Origin of the sequence: Hymenobacter cellulosilyticus (assembly GCF_022919215.1) — a bacterium.
GTDB lineage: Bacteria > Bacteroidota > Bacteroidia > Cytophagales > Hymenobacteraceae > Hymenobacter > Hymenobacter cellulosilyticus.
The window spans coordinates 899,290-915,370 of record NZ_CP095046.1; the positions used below are offsets into that span (position 1 = coordinate 899,290).

15 protein-coding genes and 1 pseudogene are annotated in these 16,081 nt (G+C 61.2%); 7 read left to right on the forward strand and 9 right to left on the reverse strand.

Annotated features, from left to right (window positions below; genetic code table 11):
• Positions 1-127: 127 nt before the first annotated feature.
• The 7 genes from MUN79_RS04400 to MUN79_RS04430 all read right to left on the reverse strand — a co-directional run bounded on the left by MUN79_RS04400 (position 128) and on the right by MUN79_RS04430 (position 6,610).
• Complete coding sequence (locus MUN79_RS04400; protein WP_244676571.1) at positions 128-973, reverse strand: prephenate dehydrogenase; 846 nt, start codon at positions 971-973, stop codon at positions 128-130.
• Complete coding sequence (locus MUN79_RS04405; protein ID WP_244676572.1) at positions 970-2,163, reverse strand: pyridoxal phosphate-dependent aminotransferase; 1,194 nt, start codon at positions 2,161-2,163, stop codon at positions 970-972. Before MUN79_RS04405 ends, MUN79_RS04400 begins: the two co-directional genes overlap by 4 nt.
• 142 nt (positions 2,164-2,305) lie before the next feature.
• Positions 2,306-3,139, reverse strand: a complete 834-nt coding sequence (locus MUN79_RS04410) for a prephenate dehydratase (RefSeq protein WP_244676573.1) — start codon at positions 3,137-3,139, stop codon at positions 2,306-2,308.
• Positions 3,140-3,617: 478 nt separating this feature from the next.
• The gene (locus MUN79_RS04415; RefSeq protein WP_244676574.1) at positions 3,618-5,030 is read right to left on the reverse strand and encodes a vWA domain-containing protein; all 1,413 of its coding nucleotides are present in this window, start codon (positions 5,028-5,030) and stop codon (positions 3,618-3,620) included.
• On the reverse strand, positions 5,012-5,236 hold the full coding sequence (locus tag MUN79_RS04420; RefSeq protein ID WP_244676575.1) for a hypothetical protein: 225 nt from the start codon (positions 5,234-5,236) through the stop codon (positions 5,012-5,014). The genes MUN79_RS04415 and MUN79_RS04420 overlap by 19 nt, the downstream gene beginning before the upstream one ends.
• Positions 5,237-5,819: 583 nt before the next feature.
• Complete coding sequence (locus MUN79_RS04425; RefSeq protein WP_311136655.1) at positions 5,820-6,293, reverse strand: carboxypeptidase-like regulatory domain-containing protein; 474 nt, start codon at positions 6,291-6,293, stop codon at positions 5,820-5,822.
• Positions 6,224-6,610, reverse strand: a complete 387-nt coding sequence (locus MUN79_RS04430; RefSeq protein ID WP_244676577.1) for a hypothetical protein — start codon at positions 6,608-6,610, stop codon at positions 6,224-6,226. The genes MUN79_RS04425 and MUN79_RS04430 overlap by 70 nt, the downstream gene beginning before the upstream one ends.
• Before the next feature lie 746 nt (positions 6,611-7,356).
• Here MUN79_RS04430 and MUN79_RS32340 point away from each other — a divergent pair.
• From MUN79_RS32340 to MUN79_RS04460, 5 genes and pseudogenes are all read left to right on the forward strand, one after another.
• Positions 7,357-7,902: pseudogene (locus MUN79_RS32340) on the forward strand (Riean_0653 family protein).
• A 54-nt stretch (positions 7,903-7,956) separates the two neighbouring features.
• The gene (locus MUN79_RS04445) at positions 7,957-8,448 is read left to right on the forward strand and encodes a Riean_0653 family protein (RefSeq protein WP_244676580.1); all 492 of its coding nucleotides are present in this window, start codon (positions 7,957-7,959) and stop codon (positions 8,446-8,448) included.
• Positions 8,449-8,584: 136 nt separating this feature from the next.
• Positions 8,585-9,202 (forward strand): RNA polymerase sigma factor, encoded by a 618-nt coding sequence (locus MUN79_RS04450; protein ID WP_244676581.1) that lies wholly within the window; start codon positions 8,585-8,587, stop codon positions 9,200-9,202.
• Positions 9,189-10,166 carry a zf-HC2 domain-containing protein gene (locus tag MUN79_RS04455; RefSeq protein WP_244676582.1) on the forward strand — a complete coding sequence of 326 codons (978 nt, stop codon included), beginning with the start codon at positions 9,189-9,191 and terminating at the stop codon, positions 10,164-10,166. The genes MUN79_RS04450 and MUN79_RS04455 overlap by 14 nt, the downstream gene beginning before the upstream one ends.
• Positions 10,151-10,327, forward strand: a complete 177-nt coding sequence (locus MUN79_RS04460; protein WP_244676583.1) for an energy transducer TonB — start codon at positions 10,151-10,153, stop codon at positions 10,325-10,327. Before MUN79_RS04455 ends, MUN79_RS04460 begins: the two co-directional genes overlap by 16 nt.
• Before the next feature lie 105 nt (positions 10,328-10,432).
• Here MUN79_RS04460 and MUN79_RS04465 read toward each other — a convergent pair whose 3' ends face one another.
• Positions 10,433-10,816, reverse strand: coding sequence for a dodecin family protein (locus MUN79_RS04465; protein WP_244676584.1), 384 nt, complete (start codon positions 10,814-10,816; stop codon positions 10,433-10,435).
• 349 nt (positions 10,817-11,165) lie between these two features.
• Here MUN79_RS04465 and MUN79_RS04470 point away from each other — a divergent pair, with 349 nt between their 5' ends.
• Positions 11,166-11,930, forward strand: a complete 765-nt coding sequence (locus MUN79_RS04470; RefSeq protein ID WP_244676585.1) for a porin family protein — start codon at positions 11,166-11,168, stop codon at positions 11,928-11,930.
• 186 nt (positions 11,931-12,116) lie between these two features.
• Here the strand turns inward: MUN79_RS04470 and MUN79_RS04475 are convergent, their stop codons facing one another.
• On the reverse strand, positions 12,117-12,359 hold the full coding sequence (locus MUN79_RS04475) for a hypothetical protein (RefSeq protein WP_244676586.1): 243 nt from the start codon (positions 12,357-12,359) through the stop codon (positions 12,117-12,119).
• Positions 12,360-12,582: 223 nt separating this feature from the next.
• On the opposite strand from MUN79_RS04475, the gene MUN79_RS04480 reads away from it, so the two are divergent.
• Positions 12,583-16,065: a DUF7948 domain-containing protein gene (locus MUN79_RS04480; RefSeq protein WP_445991690.1), complete on the forward strand. Its 3,483-nt coding sequence runs from the start codon at positions 12,583-12,585 to the stop codon at positions 16,063-16,065.
• Positions 16,066-16,081 lie beyond the last annotated feature (16 nt).

Sequence of the window (16,081 nt, forward strand, 5' to 3'; positions counted from 1 at the left end):
GAAGAAGTCGTCTGTCATGTCGAGCCTTCGCGAGGCATTTCGCGTGCTGAGGTTGCAATGGCATTGATTAGCACTGCACGCGAGATGTCTCGCCAAGGCTCGACATGACGTTCTATCCAGGTTGTTCTTACTTCAGAATCTTCTTGATCAGATTGGCTTGCTCGATTTGCTGGTAGACGGCGGGGTAGTCTTCCTGGGAAATGAGGTGGCGCAGGTGCTGCAACTGTTTGATATGCTCGTCGAGCACGTCGAGGACGTTGACGCGGTTTTGGCGGAAGATGGGCACCCACATATCCGGTGAGCTTTTAGCCAGGCGCACCGTGGAAGCAAAACCGCCGCTGGCCAAGGCAAAAATCTGCTGCTCCTCTTTTTCCTTTTCCAGCACCGTGAGGGCCAGGGCAAAGGAGGTAATGTGCGAAATGTGCGACACGTAGGCCGTGTGCAGGTCGTGGGCAGCGGCGTCGAGGTATTCGATGCGCATCCGGAGCTGCTCGAAGAGGTGCTGCACCTGGTTCACCGCGTCGGCGTCGCTCTGTTCGGCGTCGCAGATAACCAGGGTTTTGTCGGTAAACAGCTCGGGCACGGCGGCTTCGGGGCCCGAGTACTCGGTGCCGGCCATGGGATGCACGGCCACGAAGCGGCCCCGACGCGGGTGCCCGGCTACGGCCGCCAGCAGCATCGATTTGGTAGAGCCCACGTCGATGACCACCTGCTGGTCGACTTCGTCCAGCACCTGGGGCAGCACGGTGAGCATGGCGTCCATGGGCACGGCCACCACCACCAGGTCGGAGCGGCGCACGGCGGCGGGCAGGTCGGTGGTGCCTTCGTCGATGAGGCTTAGCTCCTGGGCTTTGCCAAGGTTTTCCGGGCTGTGGTCTACTCCTATAATATGCTCAGCCAGTCCGTGGGCTTTCAGGCTGATAGCCAGCGAGCCGCCAATAAGCCCCAGGCCGATTACAGTGACAGTTTTCATACGGTCGGGGTGGTAAAAGAAGGTTGTTGCCGGGCCGCCCGGATTCGGCCTAAAGCGGATTCCAGCACGGCCGTCGTCTGGCAGAGGCTCACCCGAATAAAGTTGTTGCCGTTGGAGCCGAAGATGCCGCCGGGCGTGATAAACACCTTGGCCGCCTGCAGCAGCTCATCACTCAGCGCGTAGCCATCGGCATGACCGGCCGGAATGGCAGCCCACACGAACAAGCCCACCTGATTCCGTTCGTAGCGGCAGCCGATGGTGTCGAGCAGTTCAAAGACCAGCTCCCGGCGGGCGGCGTAGTGGGCGTTGAGCTCCTCGTACCAGCTTGCGTCCAGTTGCAGGGCTTCTACGGCGGCCAGCTGCACCGGTAGGAACATCCCCGAGTCGAGGTTGCTCTTGAAGCGCAGCACTTCTTGGAGCAAATCACCGCGGCCCAGCAGCATGCCCACGCGCCAGCCCGCCATGTTGTGCGACTTGCTCAGAGAGTTCAGCTCCAATACTACTTGCCGGGCTCCCGGCACAGCTAATAGACTTTGAGCCGGCTCCTGGTTCAGGATGAAGCTGTAGGGGTTGTCGTGCACCAGTAGGATGTTGTGCTCGGTAGCAAAGGCCACCAGCCGGGCGAAGAACGCCGCGTTGGGCGGGGTACCGGTTGGCATGTGCGGGTAGTTAACCCACATGAGCTTTACCCGGCTTAGGTCGCGTTGAGCCAGGGCAGCCAGGTCGGGCAGCCAGCTGTTTTCGGCCTGCAGGTCGTAGTCCACGGGCGTGGCGCCGGCCAAGTGAGCGGCGGCGCGGTAGGCCGGGTAGCCGGGATTGGGAATCAGCACTTCGTCGCCGGCTTCGAGAAAGGTCATGCTCACGTGGATGATGCCTTCCTTGGAGCCCAGCAGCGGCAATACTTCCGTTTCGGGGTCCAGGGTCACGCTGTAGCTCTGCTTGTACCACCTGGCCATGGCCTGGCGCAGGGCCGGCACGCCTTTGTAGTTCTGGTAGGCATGGGTAGTGGGCTGCTCGGCGGCCTGGGTCAGGGCGGCAATTACGCGCGGATGGGGCGGCATGTCGGGGCTACCAATACCGAGGTTTATAACCTGGGCACCGGCCTTGTTCATGGCGTCGATTTCGCGCAGCTTCCGGGAGAAGTAGTACTCCTGGGTGTGCTGAAGGCGGCTGGCTACGGAGACTTGCATGGGTTATGATCTAGAATATTCGTTTCGGGCTGTCATTCCGAGCCCCGCGAGGAATCTCGCGTGCTGATGTTAGGTCGGTAATTTGAATACTGTGGCACGCGAGATGTCTCGCGGGGCTCGACATGACGTTCTGAAGTATGAACTACTTATGCGTGGTGCCTTTGTGGTACACGCCCAGCACTTCGAGGCCTTCCGTTACTGGCTTCATGCTGTGCAGGGCGGCGTCCAGTTGGGCCGAGTCATCAAATTCGAGGTCGGCGTGGAAGTAGTAGTGCCAGGTTTTGGCCGGAATCGGGAAGGACTGCAGCTTGGAGAGGTTGATGCCCTGGTCGGCAATGCGGATGAGCACCTGGGCCAGGCTGCCCTGGGCGTGGGTGGTGTGGAAGTAGAGCGAAGCCTTATTGGGCGCCTCCACGGCGGCGGCATTTTCGGGCCGGTCCACTACCAGAAAGCGGGTGTAGTTCTTCTTTTCGGAGTGAATGTCCTTGGCCAGAATTTCCAGGTCGAACAGCTCGGCGGCTAACTTGCCAGCTACGGCGGCGGTACCGGTGCGCAGGCCTTCCCGGATGCGCTGGGCGCTCAGGGCCGTATCCTCGGTTTCGACCAGCCGCCAGGGGCCGTGCTGATTGAGAAAGTCGGCGCACTGCAGCAAAGCCATGGGGTGGGAGTGCACCTCCCGGATATCATCGAGCTGCTGTCCGGGCAGGGCCATCAGATGCTGTCGGATCTGCAGGTACACTTCCCCCGTGACGCGCAGACCGGCCTGGCGGAGCAGGTTGTAGTTGGGCAAGATGCTGCCGGCAATGGAGTTTTCAATAGCCATCAGGCCGTGCCCGGCCGTGCCGCTGCTCACCTGCCGCACCACCTCCCCAAACGTGGCGCAGGGCGTAGTCAAGGCAGCGGGACCGAAGTAGTGGCGGGCGGCAATCTGGTGAAAACTACCTTCAAAGCCCTGGATGGCGACGGTTGGGAGCATGATGCGAGGTACTTGGGAAAAGACATAAAAAAAAGGCCTCCGGAGTGCGGGGCCTGGGTTTTGCTTTGGTGCTGCGCTTCGGTCAGCTTCGGCAAACGGGGCCCCGCTTCTTCGTAAAGAAGAAGTAGGTATAGCCGTAATAAAAGAAGACTGAAGCAGGCATGTGAGGCAAAAAGTAAGCGTAAAAAAAGCGCCTCCCGAGGTTGTCGAGAGGCGCTGAGAGTTTCGGTTAGAAAAGCTACAGGAGGGCCGCTCGACTACGCGTGGGCGTAGTAGAAGTAATAGCTAAAAAAGAAACGGCCGGTGTGCTGAGACATGAGAATCAGGTGCTTTGCGAGGGCAAGGTGGGACCAGGTTCTGGCAATTCCAAATTAAATTTTGCGGCTTATTACGAACAAACGTTCGGTAGCCCTTCAGGAAACAGGCGCCTGGACTAGTAATTCCTCAGCGCTTCAACTACCAGATTATCCGCGCATTACTAGCGGCGCCACTCCTCGTTGGGCAGTGCTTGGGCGGCTTCACTGCTAAGCTCAGCGGCCCGCTGTACTAGCTCCACAAATTCGCGGCGGGAGCCGTCGGCATCCCGGCCACGCACCGACTGCGCCCGGCCCAGCGCCGCTCTGTAGCTGGCCTGGCCCCGGTGCTCCGACTGCCGCAGCAGCAACCCAAACTCAGCCACGGCTACGGCCAACCGGAAGTTGTCAGAGGCTTGCTCGATGGCGGTGCTACTGTTGCGCACGGGCAGCGTGAGCAGGTGGCTGGCGCTGCCCTGGGGCTCCTGGTAGCGCAGCTTCACGGTCAGCAACTCGGCGCTGGCAGGAGAGACAATGCCGTAGTCCGCCGGGCCCGCTTGGTACTTCAGCGGGTCGACGCGGGGTCGGACGTTGGCGGGCACGATTTCGTAGAGGGCCGTCACCTGCTGACCCGCGCCCAGCTCCCCGGCGTCCTTGGTGTCGTCGTTGAAGTCCTCGGCGGCCAGTAGCCGGTTTTCGTAGCCGAGTAGGCGGTATTGCTGCACCTCGGCGGGGTTAAACTCCACCTGCACCTTTACATCCTTAGCCAGGGTAAACAGGGTGCCGCCAAACTGCTGCACAAGCACCCGCCGGGCCTCGTTGAGGTTGTCGATGTAGGCGTAATTGCCGTTGCCCTTGTCGGCCAGCAACTCCATCTTGCTGTCCTGCAGGTTGCCTTCCCCGAAACCCAGCACCGACAAAAACACACCCGACTGCCGCTCTTCGGTAATGAGCTCCTCCATGGCGGCATCCGAGCTTTCCCCCACGTTGAAGTCACCGTCGGTAGCCAGGATGATGCGGGTGTTGTAGCCGGGCCGGGCTTGCTGCCGGGCCACCTGATAGGCCAGGCGCAGGCCCTCCCCGCCCGCCGTAGAGCCACCAGCCTCCAGGTTCTCCAGAGCCGCCATAATCTCCCGGGGCCGGCTGCCCGGCGTGGGCGGCAGCACCAAGCCCGCCGCACCGGCATACACCACAATAGAAACGTAGTCCTGGGGTCGGAGCCGGGGCAGCAGCTCGCGCAGGCTGGCCTTGAGCAACGGCAGCTTGTCAGCGTCACTCATCGAGCCCGACACGTCGAGCAGGAATACTAGGTTGGCCGGCGGCAGCTCGGTGTGGGCTACCTCCCGCCCCTGCACACCCACCAGCACCAATTGGTGCGCGGGGTTCCAGGGGCAGCGGGCCACTTCTGCTTGCAGCGCGGCCGGCTCATCGGGGCGCAGGGGCTGGGGATAGTCGTAGTGGAAGTAGTTGACGAGTTCCTCCAGGCGCACCGCTTCGGGCGGGGGCAGCTGACGGTTTTGGGTCAGGAAGCGGCGCACATTGCTATACGAGGCCGGGTCCACGTCGATGGCAAAGGTGCTTAGCGGAGCCTGCCGCACGGTTTCGAATGGGTTTTCCGGGAGCCGGGCGTAGGATTCGGTATTCGGGGCCGGGGCGGCGGAGCGGCTTCAGCGTAGTCGGCCGCCGGGGGCATTTCGTAGGTGGAAGCTGCCTCCAGGGGCTCAGAGTAGCGTTGTTGTTGGCAGGCGGGCAGCAGCAAGCCGCTCGCCAGCAGCCACAGGGGCCGCAAGCGGGATATAGGCATTGAAGTAAGGGCTAGTGGAAAGAAAAGACTACCGAAAAAGCCATGCTTCCACCGCTGAACTCACGAAACTGAATTCAGAACTTTTCCAGGAAAAGAAGCGCGTGACCAGAAACATCCGTCGCGAGCGGAAGGTCCTGAAGACGGGGCGAAGAGGCTCTGTACGCAGAGCTGCGTATTCGGAAAATGCTGCGAAAGCGGCGCCGCTTAGTGATTCTTTATACCGACAGGTCTGCATACGTAACCCAGCGGCCCGTGACTTTTTTCCAACATAATTCGGGCATCCCTGTAGACTGATAATTGTATAATAAAAAGCACGACTGCGTCGTTTGGGCCGGCTCAAACGAAAAACTCCTGACCAGTCGCCCACCGGTCAGGAGTTTCTTCGAGTTGGTTTGTGAGCGGGAAAGCGGTGACCCGCCAAACCAGTCCGCGCAAGGTGGCGCCCTGCAGGCCGGGGCCCGGCCGCGGCTGTGCCCGGGCCACTTGCTTCCATTCGGCAGCAGGCGCGCGGCCCAGACGGTGATTCTATCGGCGGCCAGTGTCCGCCGCCGATGGGAAATGAGAAGAGTAGCGCTTCTCATGGCTAATAGTCGCGCCGAACGGCATACAGAATTCGCCTCGGAATGCTGCTCACCCGCTGCCACACGCCTTGTGGGGTGTAAATCGGCGCATACCAAACCAGCCCGCCCTTGACATCCACGTCCAACGCTACGAGTAGGCCTTGGGCCTTAACCTTGGTGGGCTGCGGAAGCTCCTGGCTGACGTAGCCAATGGTCTGAAAAAGCAGGGGCAGCTTCCGCTCCTCTTGGCTCACGCGCAGAGAGAAATACCCATCAGGATCAGTAGCGGTGCCGCGGATTGTGCCTTTCAAGACGACCCCGATTCCAGGCAGCCCTTCGTTGGTTGACTTGTCTATTACCCGCCCGGTAACAACCGTTGAATCAGCGGAAGTAGGGACTGTTACCGCTACTCCTTCAAAGTTTCCCTTCACCTGCCCCGCTGGCTCAGAAGCAAGGCGGCTGGCCCGGGCAGATGCTGCTCTACTTGCTGGGCCCACCCGGCAGCCGGGGCTAGAGTCCGTAGCCCCAGCAGGGCCACCGTGGCCGCTACGGCCGTTTGCCACCACGCGGCCCGGGGTGGGGCTGGTAGTTGCAGCGGCCGGTTCAGTTGGCTGGCGCCAAACCGTCCACAGGTTTGCTTGCCGCCCACCGCCGCCCGGAGCACAGCCAGAATTTCGGCGTCGGTTTTCTGAGTGAAGTCAATAACTACTTTCTCGCAGGCGGCGCAGCGGCGGCCGGGGCCCTGGGGCGTCATAGCGGCCCACGACTGGGAGCAGGGCTCAGCAATACGACGGGAAACAGCAGAGGTGTGCATACTGGCGGCAGTAGTAGGAGCAGAAACTTGGGATGGAAGTAGCGGAGAGGCTATCAGGCTTAGGCACCAGGGCCCAGCGAAGTGCTCATCGGGGCCGGTGGGCTGGAGCAGTCGTAGGGCGAAGTAGTCGGGCAGAACGGGCCGGTAAGGGGCTGGCTCAGGGCGGGAAGGTGCCGAAACGTTGAATACAGCTGCTGCAACAGGTGTACTCCGTTGGTCTTTACGTTTCCGCATCCTCCCCGCCGAAGCCTTGTGCCGACTGGCTGAGCCGGCTCTTTACCGCTTGGCCCCCGAAGGGCAATGCCGGACGCTGCCCTAACGACAACTCTACCCAATTGCGTGTTGCCCGGAGCTTGACGACCAGTGCCTGGGCCCGGTACCCACCTCCGCCGGACCGCCTGGCTCCGCGAAAGTGCCGCCGGCGTGGCCTGTCCCGCTAGGCTAAGGAGACTATAATCGTCCGAAGAGTTGCTTGCCTCCCCTTTATTTGGGCCTTTCAGCCGAAAGTCAGGGCTCGGCGGGAAGGTCTGCCGGAGGAGGGCTGGCCGGCGGCTTGGCTCCGGGAGGACGGGCTTGCGCATACAATCAGACGAAGGTGAGAAGATCAGTTTCACCTATTCTGATGCGGCCCGACACCGGATTCCACACCGGGCGCAGAAAAATTCTGGAGCCGTTTGGATTCCTTTATCTTGCTGACTACTATAGCTGAGCGCCGAATCGTGGCGGCTCGGTCTTATTCGTTAGCTATGCCTTTTCGCCGAGTCTTTTCCGCGCCCCTGCTCCTAGCCATCCTACCGCTGCTGCAATGCAAGTCGGACGTGACCGGCCCCGAAAGCCAGCTGCCGCCTGCCACCCAGAACGGGGCCAATACCTTTGGCTGTCTGGTCAATGGCCGGCCTTGGACGCCGCGAGGCAATACCGGTACCAGCAACTATGCCGTGCTCTATTAACCTGGGCCAAATGGAGCCACGTTAAACATTCGAACCTACCAGGTGCATGGTAACGACCGTCAGTATATAAATCTTAGTTGTGGCCCAATAACGCAAGCACGTGAATTCGCCCTGACTATTCCCGTGACAGAAGGGGCCGGCTCCTATGTAAATACTTCAATTCCTTTTCCTTGTAATAGTTATGACGGAAATCAACTCCCGGATTACCGCCGCGGCAGCTTAACTATTACCCGCCTGGACCTTACCGCCGGCATTATTTCCGGCACCTTTTCCTTTACCCTCTACAAACCCGGCTGCGACACTATTCGCGTCACCAACGGCCGCTTCGACAAGCAGCTCTAGTTCTATAGCTATGAGAAATTCACTTCTACTCGTAGCACTGTTGGGCCTAATCCAGTGCAAGAAGAAAGACCCCTCCCCGAAAGCCAGCTGCCACCCGCGACTCAAACCGGGGCCAATACCTTCGGGTGTCTGGTAAACGGACAGGTCTATTTACCCAGTGGCAATGCCGGTATCAGCAACTATACCGTAATCTACGAACCGGATTTTCTGGGAGGCAGCCTCCAAATTGTGACCTACCGGTATCCTGAGCCCAAAGGTGGGAAAACGCAAGAAGTGTCATTGGGCGGGATAAATATCGACCACGTTGGTACCTACAAGGTAGGTTTGAATAGTGAAGTGGGCGTTTCTTTCATTGATGACTACAAGATGCGCCCTTGTAATGAATATAGAAACGACCAAGCAGCCGTCTACTCCCGCGGTACTGTATTTATAAGCCGCCTGGACCTGAGCGCTGGTATTATCTCTGGCACATTTGAATTCACCTTGGCCCAGCCCGGCTGCGACACGATTAGAGTGACCAAGGGCCGCTTCGATAAGAAACCCTGACCCTGTTGGGCTTTATTCGCCAATCCGGAAGCCAGCGCCGCCCCGGAAGCCAGGAGCCACTCAAACCTGCACCAAGCGCCCAACAACGAGCCCGATGCCGTATCTTGGGCCCAGGTCCGTGGGGCCGCGCTGTCCTATGTTTTTCAAACGTCGCCCGAAGTCGCCCACCGAGCTGTCCGATGAGGAGCTGCTCACGCGCTACCGCCTCGAAGGCGCCGTGGCCGACCTGGGCGTGCTCTACGAGCGACACATGCCCCTGGTGTTTGCCGTGTGCCGCAAGTACCTGCGGCCCGACGAAGACGCCCAGGACGCGGTGATGCAGCTCTTCGAGAAGCTGCTCGACACGCTGCGGCGGCACGAAGTGAGCAACTTCCCGGCCTGGCTCCAGACGACGGCCCGCAACCACTGCCTGATGATCCTCCGGGCCCGGCAGCGGGCCGGCCCCGACGGTGCCCTGGTCCTGCATTTTCCCGACGCGGCCGATATGGAATCCTCCGGAGTTCTGCATCAGGCAGGTGATGCAACTGAAGATCAAGAACTCACCGAGGCCCGCCTGCAGGCTCTGGAGCACGCCCTGGCCGATTTGCCGGAGGCACAGCGCCGCTGTCTGGAGCTGTTTTACCTCGAAAAGAAATGCTACCGCGACATTGCCGACCTCACCGGCTTTGACCTCGGCCTGGTGAAAAGCCACCTCCAAAACGGCAAGCGCAACCTCAAACGTTACCTCGACTCAGCTCCCAATGCGGCCCGCTAATCAGCCTCCTGTTCCACCCCAGCCCCCGGCCCCCGATGCGGCCGGGCACCTGCCGCTGCCCCTGCTGCGGCAGTACGTGGCCGGAGCGCTGCCACCCGCCGAACAGCACCGCGTGGAGGCGCACTCCCTGAGCTGCAGCCGTTGCGCCGAAGTGCTGGAAGGCCTGGACCTGTCCAGCCCCGCCGTCACCGATCAGGCCCTGAGCGAGTTGCGGCACCGGCTGCACCAGCGCGTGGCCCGGGAAGCCGCGCCCCGCTACGCGGCCCGCACTTGGCAAGCCGTGGCCGCCGTGCTGGCCTTGCTGCTGGTAAGCACGGCCGTGTGGTGGGGAGTACGCCGTCCGCAGGCCCCGGCGGCCGGGTCGCCGCCCGTAGCGGTGCAAGTGCCCGCCCCGCCGCCCGCCGCAGTAGAAACTGCTCCGTCACAAGTCGAGCCTGCTTCGGCAGAGGTGGCTGCGGCAACAGGACCTGTAGCGACGCCAGTTGCCCCCGCTACGGCTCCCCTACCTGCTCCGGCCGCCCGGCACCCGGTGGCTCCGGCCCGGCGCAGTCGGCGGCCGGCAGTAGCGGCGGCTCCCGCCCGTCAGTCTGCCCCTGCCGCAGCCAGTGTGCTGAGCGACCAGGCAGTTTCGGGCTCTGTGGCCATGCAGGCCCCGGCTCCGGTGGTAGCTGCTCCCAATCAGCCGGAGCCTACGGAAACCAAGGCCGAGCAAAGCCGGGTGATGCTGGCTCAAAAAGTCGGAGCAGACTCAGTCAGTGCGCCCCGGCGGTGGCCAAGCCCCAGGCAGCAACTACGGAGGAAGTTATCAAGCGCAAACCTGCTTTGCCCCCGGCTCCGGCTATCAGTCCCCAGCCCGTGGGCGGCTACATCGTGCTACGGGAGTACCTGCGGCGCGAGGCCATGTTTGTACCCGACCCACCAGCCACGCAGCTTTCGGGCAGTGTGCGGGTGCGCTTCACAGTGAAGGCCGACGGCTCGCTCGACAACTTCAAGGTGATGCGTGGTCTGCGCCGCGACTACGACCAGGAAGCCATCCGCCTGCTCTGCGAGGGTCCGGCCTGGAAGCCCGGCGCCGCCAACGGCCGCCGTGCCGACCAGGTTGTCGACGTCAACGTGACGTTCTAAAGCCTCATAGTCAACACGTGGGGAAAACTACCCTTAAGGCAACAAAAAAGCCGCCCCTGAGTTGGGGCGGCTTTTTTGTTGGTCAGACGTGGTGCTTGCTTTCGCTTAGTTGCTGTAGCCGCCGCCACTCTCGGGTGCGGTGGCGCTGCCGCCGGGCTCCACGTCGCGGGGCAGGTCGGGCTGGGTTTTGATCTGCACCTGGCTGTAGTCGGGGCTGCCGTCGCCGGCGGGAGTGGGCGTGTCCGAAGCCGCGTCGCCGGTATGCAGGGCATTGGGGTCCCACTTGTGCATTACCTCAAAGGTGATTTTAGCCGTGATGCGGTACTCGACAATCTTGTTGTCGCGCACCCGGCAGCTCTGGTCTTTGATATAGATAGACTTAATGCCTTTCACGGTAGTGCTGGCTTCGGTTAGGGCGCGTTGCAGGGCATCTTCGAAGCTCTTTTCGGAGGAAGCCAGGACCTCAATTACTTTCTTAATCGTGCTCATAGCGCGGGGTGTTTGGCGTGAATGGTTGGGAAAGGGTGTACGTAGCCAGCCGCCAAACAGCTGCCGAGCCTGCCCGATTCGTGAAGCGCCGCCACAGTTCAGCCCACTCTTCAGCTGAATACCCCGCCGCCCGCCAGTCGATAGTTTAGCCGATTTGGTCGATGCGGCCAAAACACAAGGTTCTGACTTTCAAAAGGGAAGCTCACGACTTCCCCGAGCCAGGCGGGCTGGGCTTCTCAACTGGCACGGTTTTGTAATGTATGGTCCTCAGAATGCCCGCTGCAGCAATGCGCGCCCCGCTGCGGCCAGCTTTTTCTCTGACATCTCCCTCCTGATTTTCCTTTCTGCCATGAACTCCAAAAGCCTTTTCGGGCGCTTGGCTGTAGCCGCGCTTTTGCTTTCTTCGTTGTTTTCCGCGGCCCAGGCCCAGGTTCGCCGCCCCGTATATTCCAATTCCCCGGCCCGGCCGGTGTACTCGGCTCCCGTCCGGACCACGCCCACCACGCCCGGCGTTCAATTCGGCCTCCGGGCCGGAGTCAACGTCTCCGACTGGTCGGGTGATGCCGTGCAGAGCGTGATGGACCTGGCCGGCTACACCGACGGGGCCGTGACCAAAGAAATGAAGCCCGGTTTGCACGCCGGCGTGTATGCTACCATTCCGCTCGGCCCTGGCTTTGCTGTGGAGCCCGGCGTCTCCTACTCCGAGAAGGGCGCCAAGCTGGTGGGCACCCTGCCCTGGGAGCAGTTCGACTTCCTCAATGCCCGCGTAACGGCCACCTCGCGCATGTCTTATATCGACGTGCCGGTGCTGTTCAAAGGCTACCTCACGCCTGGCTTCTATCTGTTTGCTGGTCCGCAGGCTTCGTTTTTGGTTAGCAATAAAGTGCGGGTGCAGGCCGGGGCCCTGGGCTTCAATGCCTTCTCCACCGACTTCGACGTGAAAGACCAGTTCCGCTCCGTTGATTTTGGCGTGGTGGGCGGCCTGGGCTACCAGTTCGACAGCGGCTTTGGCCTAAGCGCCGGCTACGACTTCGGCCTCTCGTCTCTAGATAAGAACAACAACTTCGACGCCCAGAACCGGGTGATTAAGGCCTCAGTGAACTACTCGTTCTAAGCAGCCCGACGTTGTTTCTGTCATCCTCAGTGAGGCGAAGCACTTTCCTAGCCCGAGTGATAAGAATAATTAAACGTGAAAAGCCCCTTACCGCTGCGGTGGTAAGGGGCTTTTTCACGTTGGCAAGAATTTTCGTGGGGTAGGTGAGGAAGGTGCTTCGCCTCACTTAGGATGACAGCTCGTAGCCTAGCCGCTGTAGCCGCCGCCGCTTTCTGCTTCGGTAGCGCTGCCGCCGGGCTCTACCTCGCGGGGCAGGTCGGGCTGGGTTTTCACCTGCACCTGGCTGTAGTCGGGGCTGCCGTTGCCGGCCACGGGCACCGGTGTTTCTTCGGTAGCAGCTGGGGCAGTAGCGGCGGTGGGCTGGGCAGTGGTGGGCGTGCTTGCGGGAGTGGCCAGGGCGTCGGACTCAGATTCGAAGGTCGTTTTCATACGGGTGGAGTTAGGCTTTTGAGTTTCCGTGTACGGAATCAGACCGCGCAAAGTCATGCCGGCTGCGCGCAGAATTATGGGGCTATAGCTACAACGAGGCAGGCCTAGGAGGTAAGCCTGCTTTCTTCGCTAAAAAGCCGGCTAATTACTAACAGGTGCGCTGCTGATTTAGGTAGTTTTACAATTCGTTTGCTCTTACTCTATTCTCTTTTTTTAATTTTTTATGCCCTTTTCTACCCGATGGCTACGGCCGGTACTGGCCTTGCTATGTGCAATTGGCACCACCGGAGCACAGGCAGCTTCCAACCCCCGATTTGTTGAAAACAAAAAACAATGGGATACGCCGGTCCGTTTCCGGGCTGAAGTGCCGGGCGGCAGTGTGTTTCTGACTGCTACCGGCCTCGTATACGATTGGCGCAGTACCGCCGACCTGCTACGCGCCCACGATGCTGCCGAAGCTACCACTCGCACCCACCAGCCCGCCGCCGATGTGGCGGTACGCGGCCACGCGGTATTCGTTGACTTTGTGGGGGCATCGGCGGCGGCGAAGTCGGTGGGACAGCAGCAGCTGCCGGCGTACCACAACTACTTTATCGGCAACGACCCCAGCCGCTGGGCCAGCCACGTGTCGCTCTTCGAGGAGGTGCGCTACGCCGGCCTGTATCCCGGCACCGATCTGCGGGTGTACGGGACCGAAAATGGCAGCCTAAAATACGACTTCATTGTGCAGCCCGGGGGGCAGCCCGCCGCCATTGCGCTCCGCTACCGTGGCACCGATGGGCTACAGCTGCAGCCCGACGGCACTCTGCTGGTGCATACCTCCGTAACCGACGTGGTAGAGCAGCGCCCGTATGCGTATCAGCTCGTGCACGGCCAGCGCCGGGCGGTACCTTGCCAGTACCGCCTCACCGACAACACCTTGCGCTATGATTTCCCGCAGGGTTACGACCATCAGCAGCCCCTGATAATTGACCCAGTCGTGGTGGCCTGTACCTTCTCGGGCAGCACCGGTGAGGTGTGGGGGGCAGCCACGGGCTATGACAATGCCGGCAATATTTATACCGCCGGTTTTGGCCAAAGCAGCGGGTATCCGGTTACGCCGGGGGCCTATCAGGTTTCATCCCGGGGCAGCACCGAAGTGGCGATCAGCAAGCTGAATCCGACTGGTTCTCAGTTGATGTACGCCACCTATCTGGGGGGTAGTAGCTCGGACGAGGTACGGGCGTTGCGCACCAACAGCGCGGGGGAACTGTACGTGCTGACCAGCACCAACTCTACCAACTTTCCCTCCACGGCGGGTTGCTACGATGCTTCGGCCAATGGCTCGGTTGATCTGGCCCTAACGCACTTCAATGCCACCGGCACGGCTCTGGTAGGGTCAACCTATCTGGGAGGCAGCAGCCAGGATGCGCCGGTTGAGCTGGCTGTAACCAATGCCGGAGCGGTAGTGGTTGGCACTACGTCTTCGACTAACTTCCCTACCACCGCCGGGGCGTACGACCGGACCTTAGGAGGTACCGACCTGTTTGTGGCCCGCCTGAATGCCTCCATGACCACGCTACAATGGAGCACTTTCCTGGGCGGCGCGCAGGGAATTGAAACCAGCACGGCCGTGCAGCTGGAGCCTACCGGCAACGTGCTGGTTACGGGCACCACCAATGCTTCCGACTTTCCGGTAACGTCCGGCGCATTGCGCACCACATATGCCACTCCCGGCGACGCGTTCGTGGCTCGTTTGCAGGCTGATGGCGGGGCCCTGCTCGCTTCCACCTTTTTCGGTTCGTTGAACGCGACCGATGTCATAACGCACGTCGACACCGATGCGGCCGGCAACATAATAGTATGCGGCAACACGTCGGGCACGCTTGCCACCACGCCCGGCGCCCTGACCACGCCGAGTGGGCGGATTTTTATAGCGGGCCTGAACAGTACGCTTACCAAGCAGCAGTTTCTGGCCAGACCCCTGAACACCTCCTTTCTGACGGTTCAATCGTTTAGGGTAGATGGCTGCGGCAATATTCACCTGGCGGGCCTCGATTCCAATTCGGCCTTGCCAATCGTGAATCCATTGCCTAATAGCGGTTTGAGTGGGTTTTATACGACGACCCTGAACGCTACTTGCAGCACCCGCTTATTCGGTTCTTACTTTGGCTTTTCACCCCAACACGTGCACTCCAACTCGCACCGGATTGACGAGCAAGGCCGGCTGTACCAGAGCTTCTGCACGAATAGCCCCTCCCCCACCACGGCCACAGCGTATTCTCGCGTTTCGCGTACCGGCGGCGGGCTAGATGTACTAGCACTTAAAATCGACCAGAACACTGGCGCGGGTACTTCGGTGCAGGCTGCCGTGGCGGCTGTCGATTCGGCGTGCGCACCTGTACAGGTGGCCTTCGTCAACCAGACCGCAGGCAGCACCCGTTTCCGCTGGAATTTTGCCGATGGCTCCGCCCAGGATACTTCCGCAGCCCCGGTGCACCTGTTTCAGACTCCCGGGACGTACCGGGTGCGGATGGTGGCACTGGGCACCGGCCTGGCATGTTCCCGCAACGATACGACCTACGTGACCGTGCGCGTGAAAGCCAAACCAACGGTGACCCTGCCCCGCGACCTGACCCTCTGCCCCGGGAGCTCCCTCACGCTGAATGCCAGCACTCCCGGCACCACCTACCGCTGGAACACCGGCGCCACTACGGCCAGCATTGTGGTGCGGCAGCCCGGCAAGTACTCGGTAGTGGTCGATAACGGCCGCTGCTCAGCCCGCGACAGTACCACCATCCGTCTGGGCAATTTGGTGCAGGCGGCCGTGGCGGCTGTCGATTCGGCGTGCGCACCTGTACAGGTGGCCTTCGTCAACAGGACCGCGGGCAGCACCCGTTTCCGCTGGAATTTTGCCGATGGTTCCGCCCAGGATACCTCCGCAGCCCCGGTGCACCTGTTTCAGACTCCCGGGACGTACCGGGTGCGGATGGTGGCACTGGGCACCGGCCTGGCGTGTTCCCGCAACGATACGACCTACGTGACCGTGCGCGTGAAAGCCAAACCAACGGTGACCCTGCCCCGCGACCTGACCCTTTGCCCCGGAAGTTCCCTCACGCTCAACGCCAGCACCCCCGGCACCACCTACCGCTGGAACACCGGCGCCACCACGGCCAGCATTGTGGTGCGGCAGCCCGGCAAGTACTCGGTAGTGGTCGATAACGGCCGCTGCTCAGCCCGCGACAGTACTACCATCCGCCTGGTAGCTTCGCCTACCATCACCCCCGATACCATCGGCTGCATAGCGGGAAGCGTGGTGCTGACTACCAAAGCTGAGCCGGGCAGCACATACCTGTGGTCGACGCAGGCGACTACGCCCAGCATTGTAGCTACCACTTCGGGGCGCTACACGGTACGCATCACGCAGGGCACCTGCGTAGAAGAAAAGGCCGTAACCGTGACGCTGCTGCGACCGGTGTTGCCGCCCAACATCATCACCCCCAACGGCGACGGCCTAAATGATGTCTTCAAGCCCTCCAACGCTGCCTTGATAGAGCCTGGTACCCGCCTGCGCATCTTCAACCGCTGGGGCCGGCAGGTGTATACCACCGACGACTACCGCAACGACTGGGGCCCCGGCCAGCCCGATGGGACGTATTATTATACGCTGGAAAATCAGCGCTTTTGTACGCCCTACGTCAAAGGCTGGCTGGAAGTAGTGAAGTAAGCGGAAGGCGTGGCGT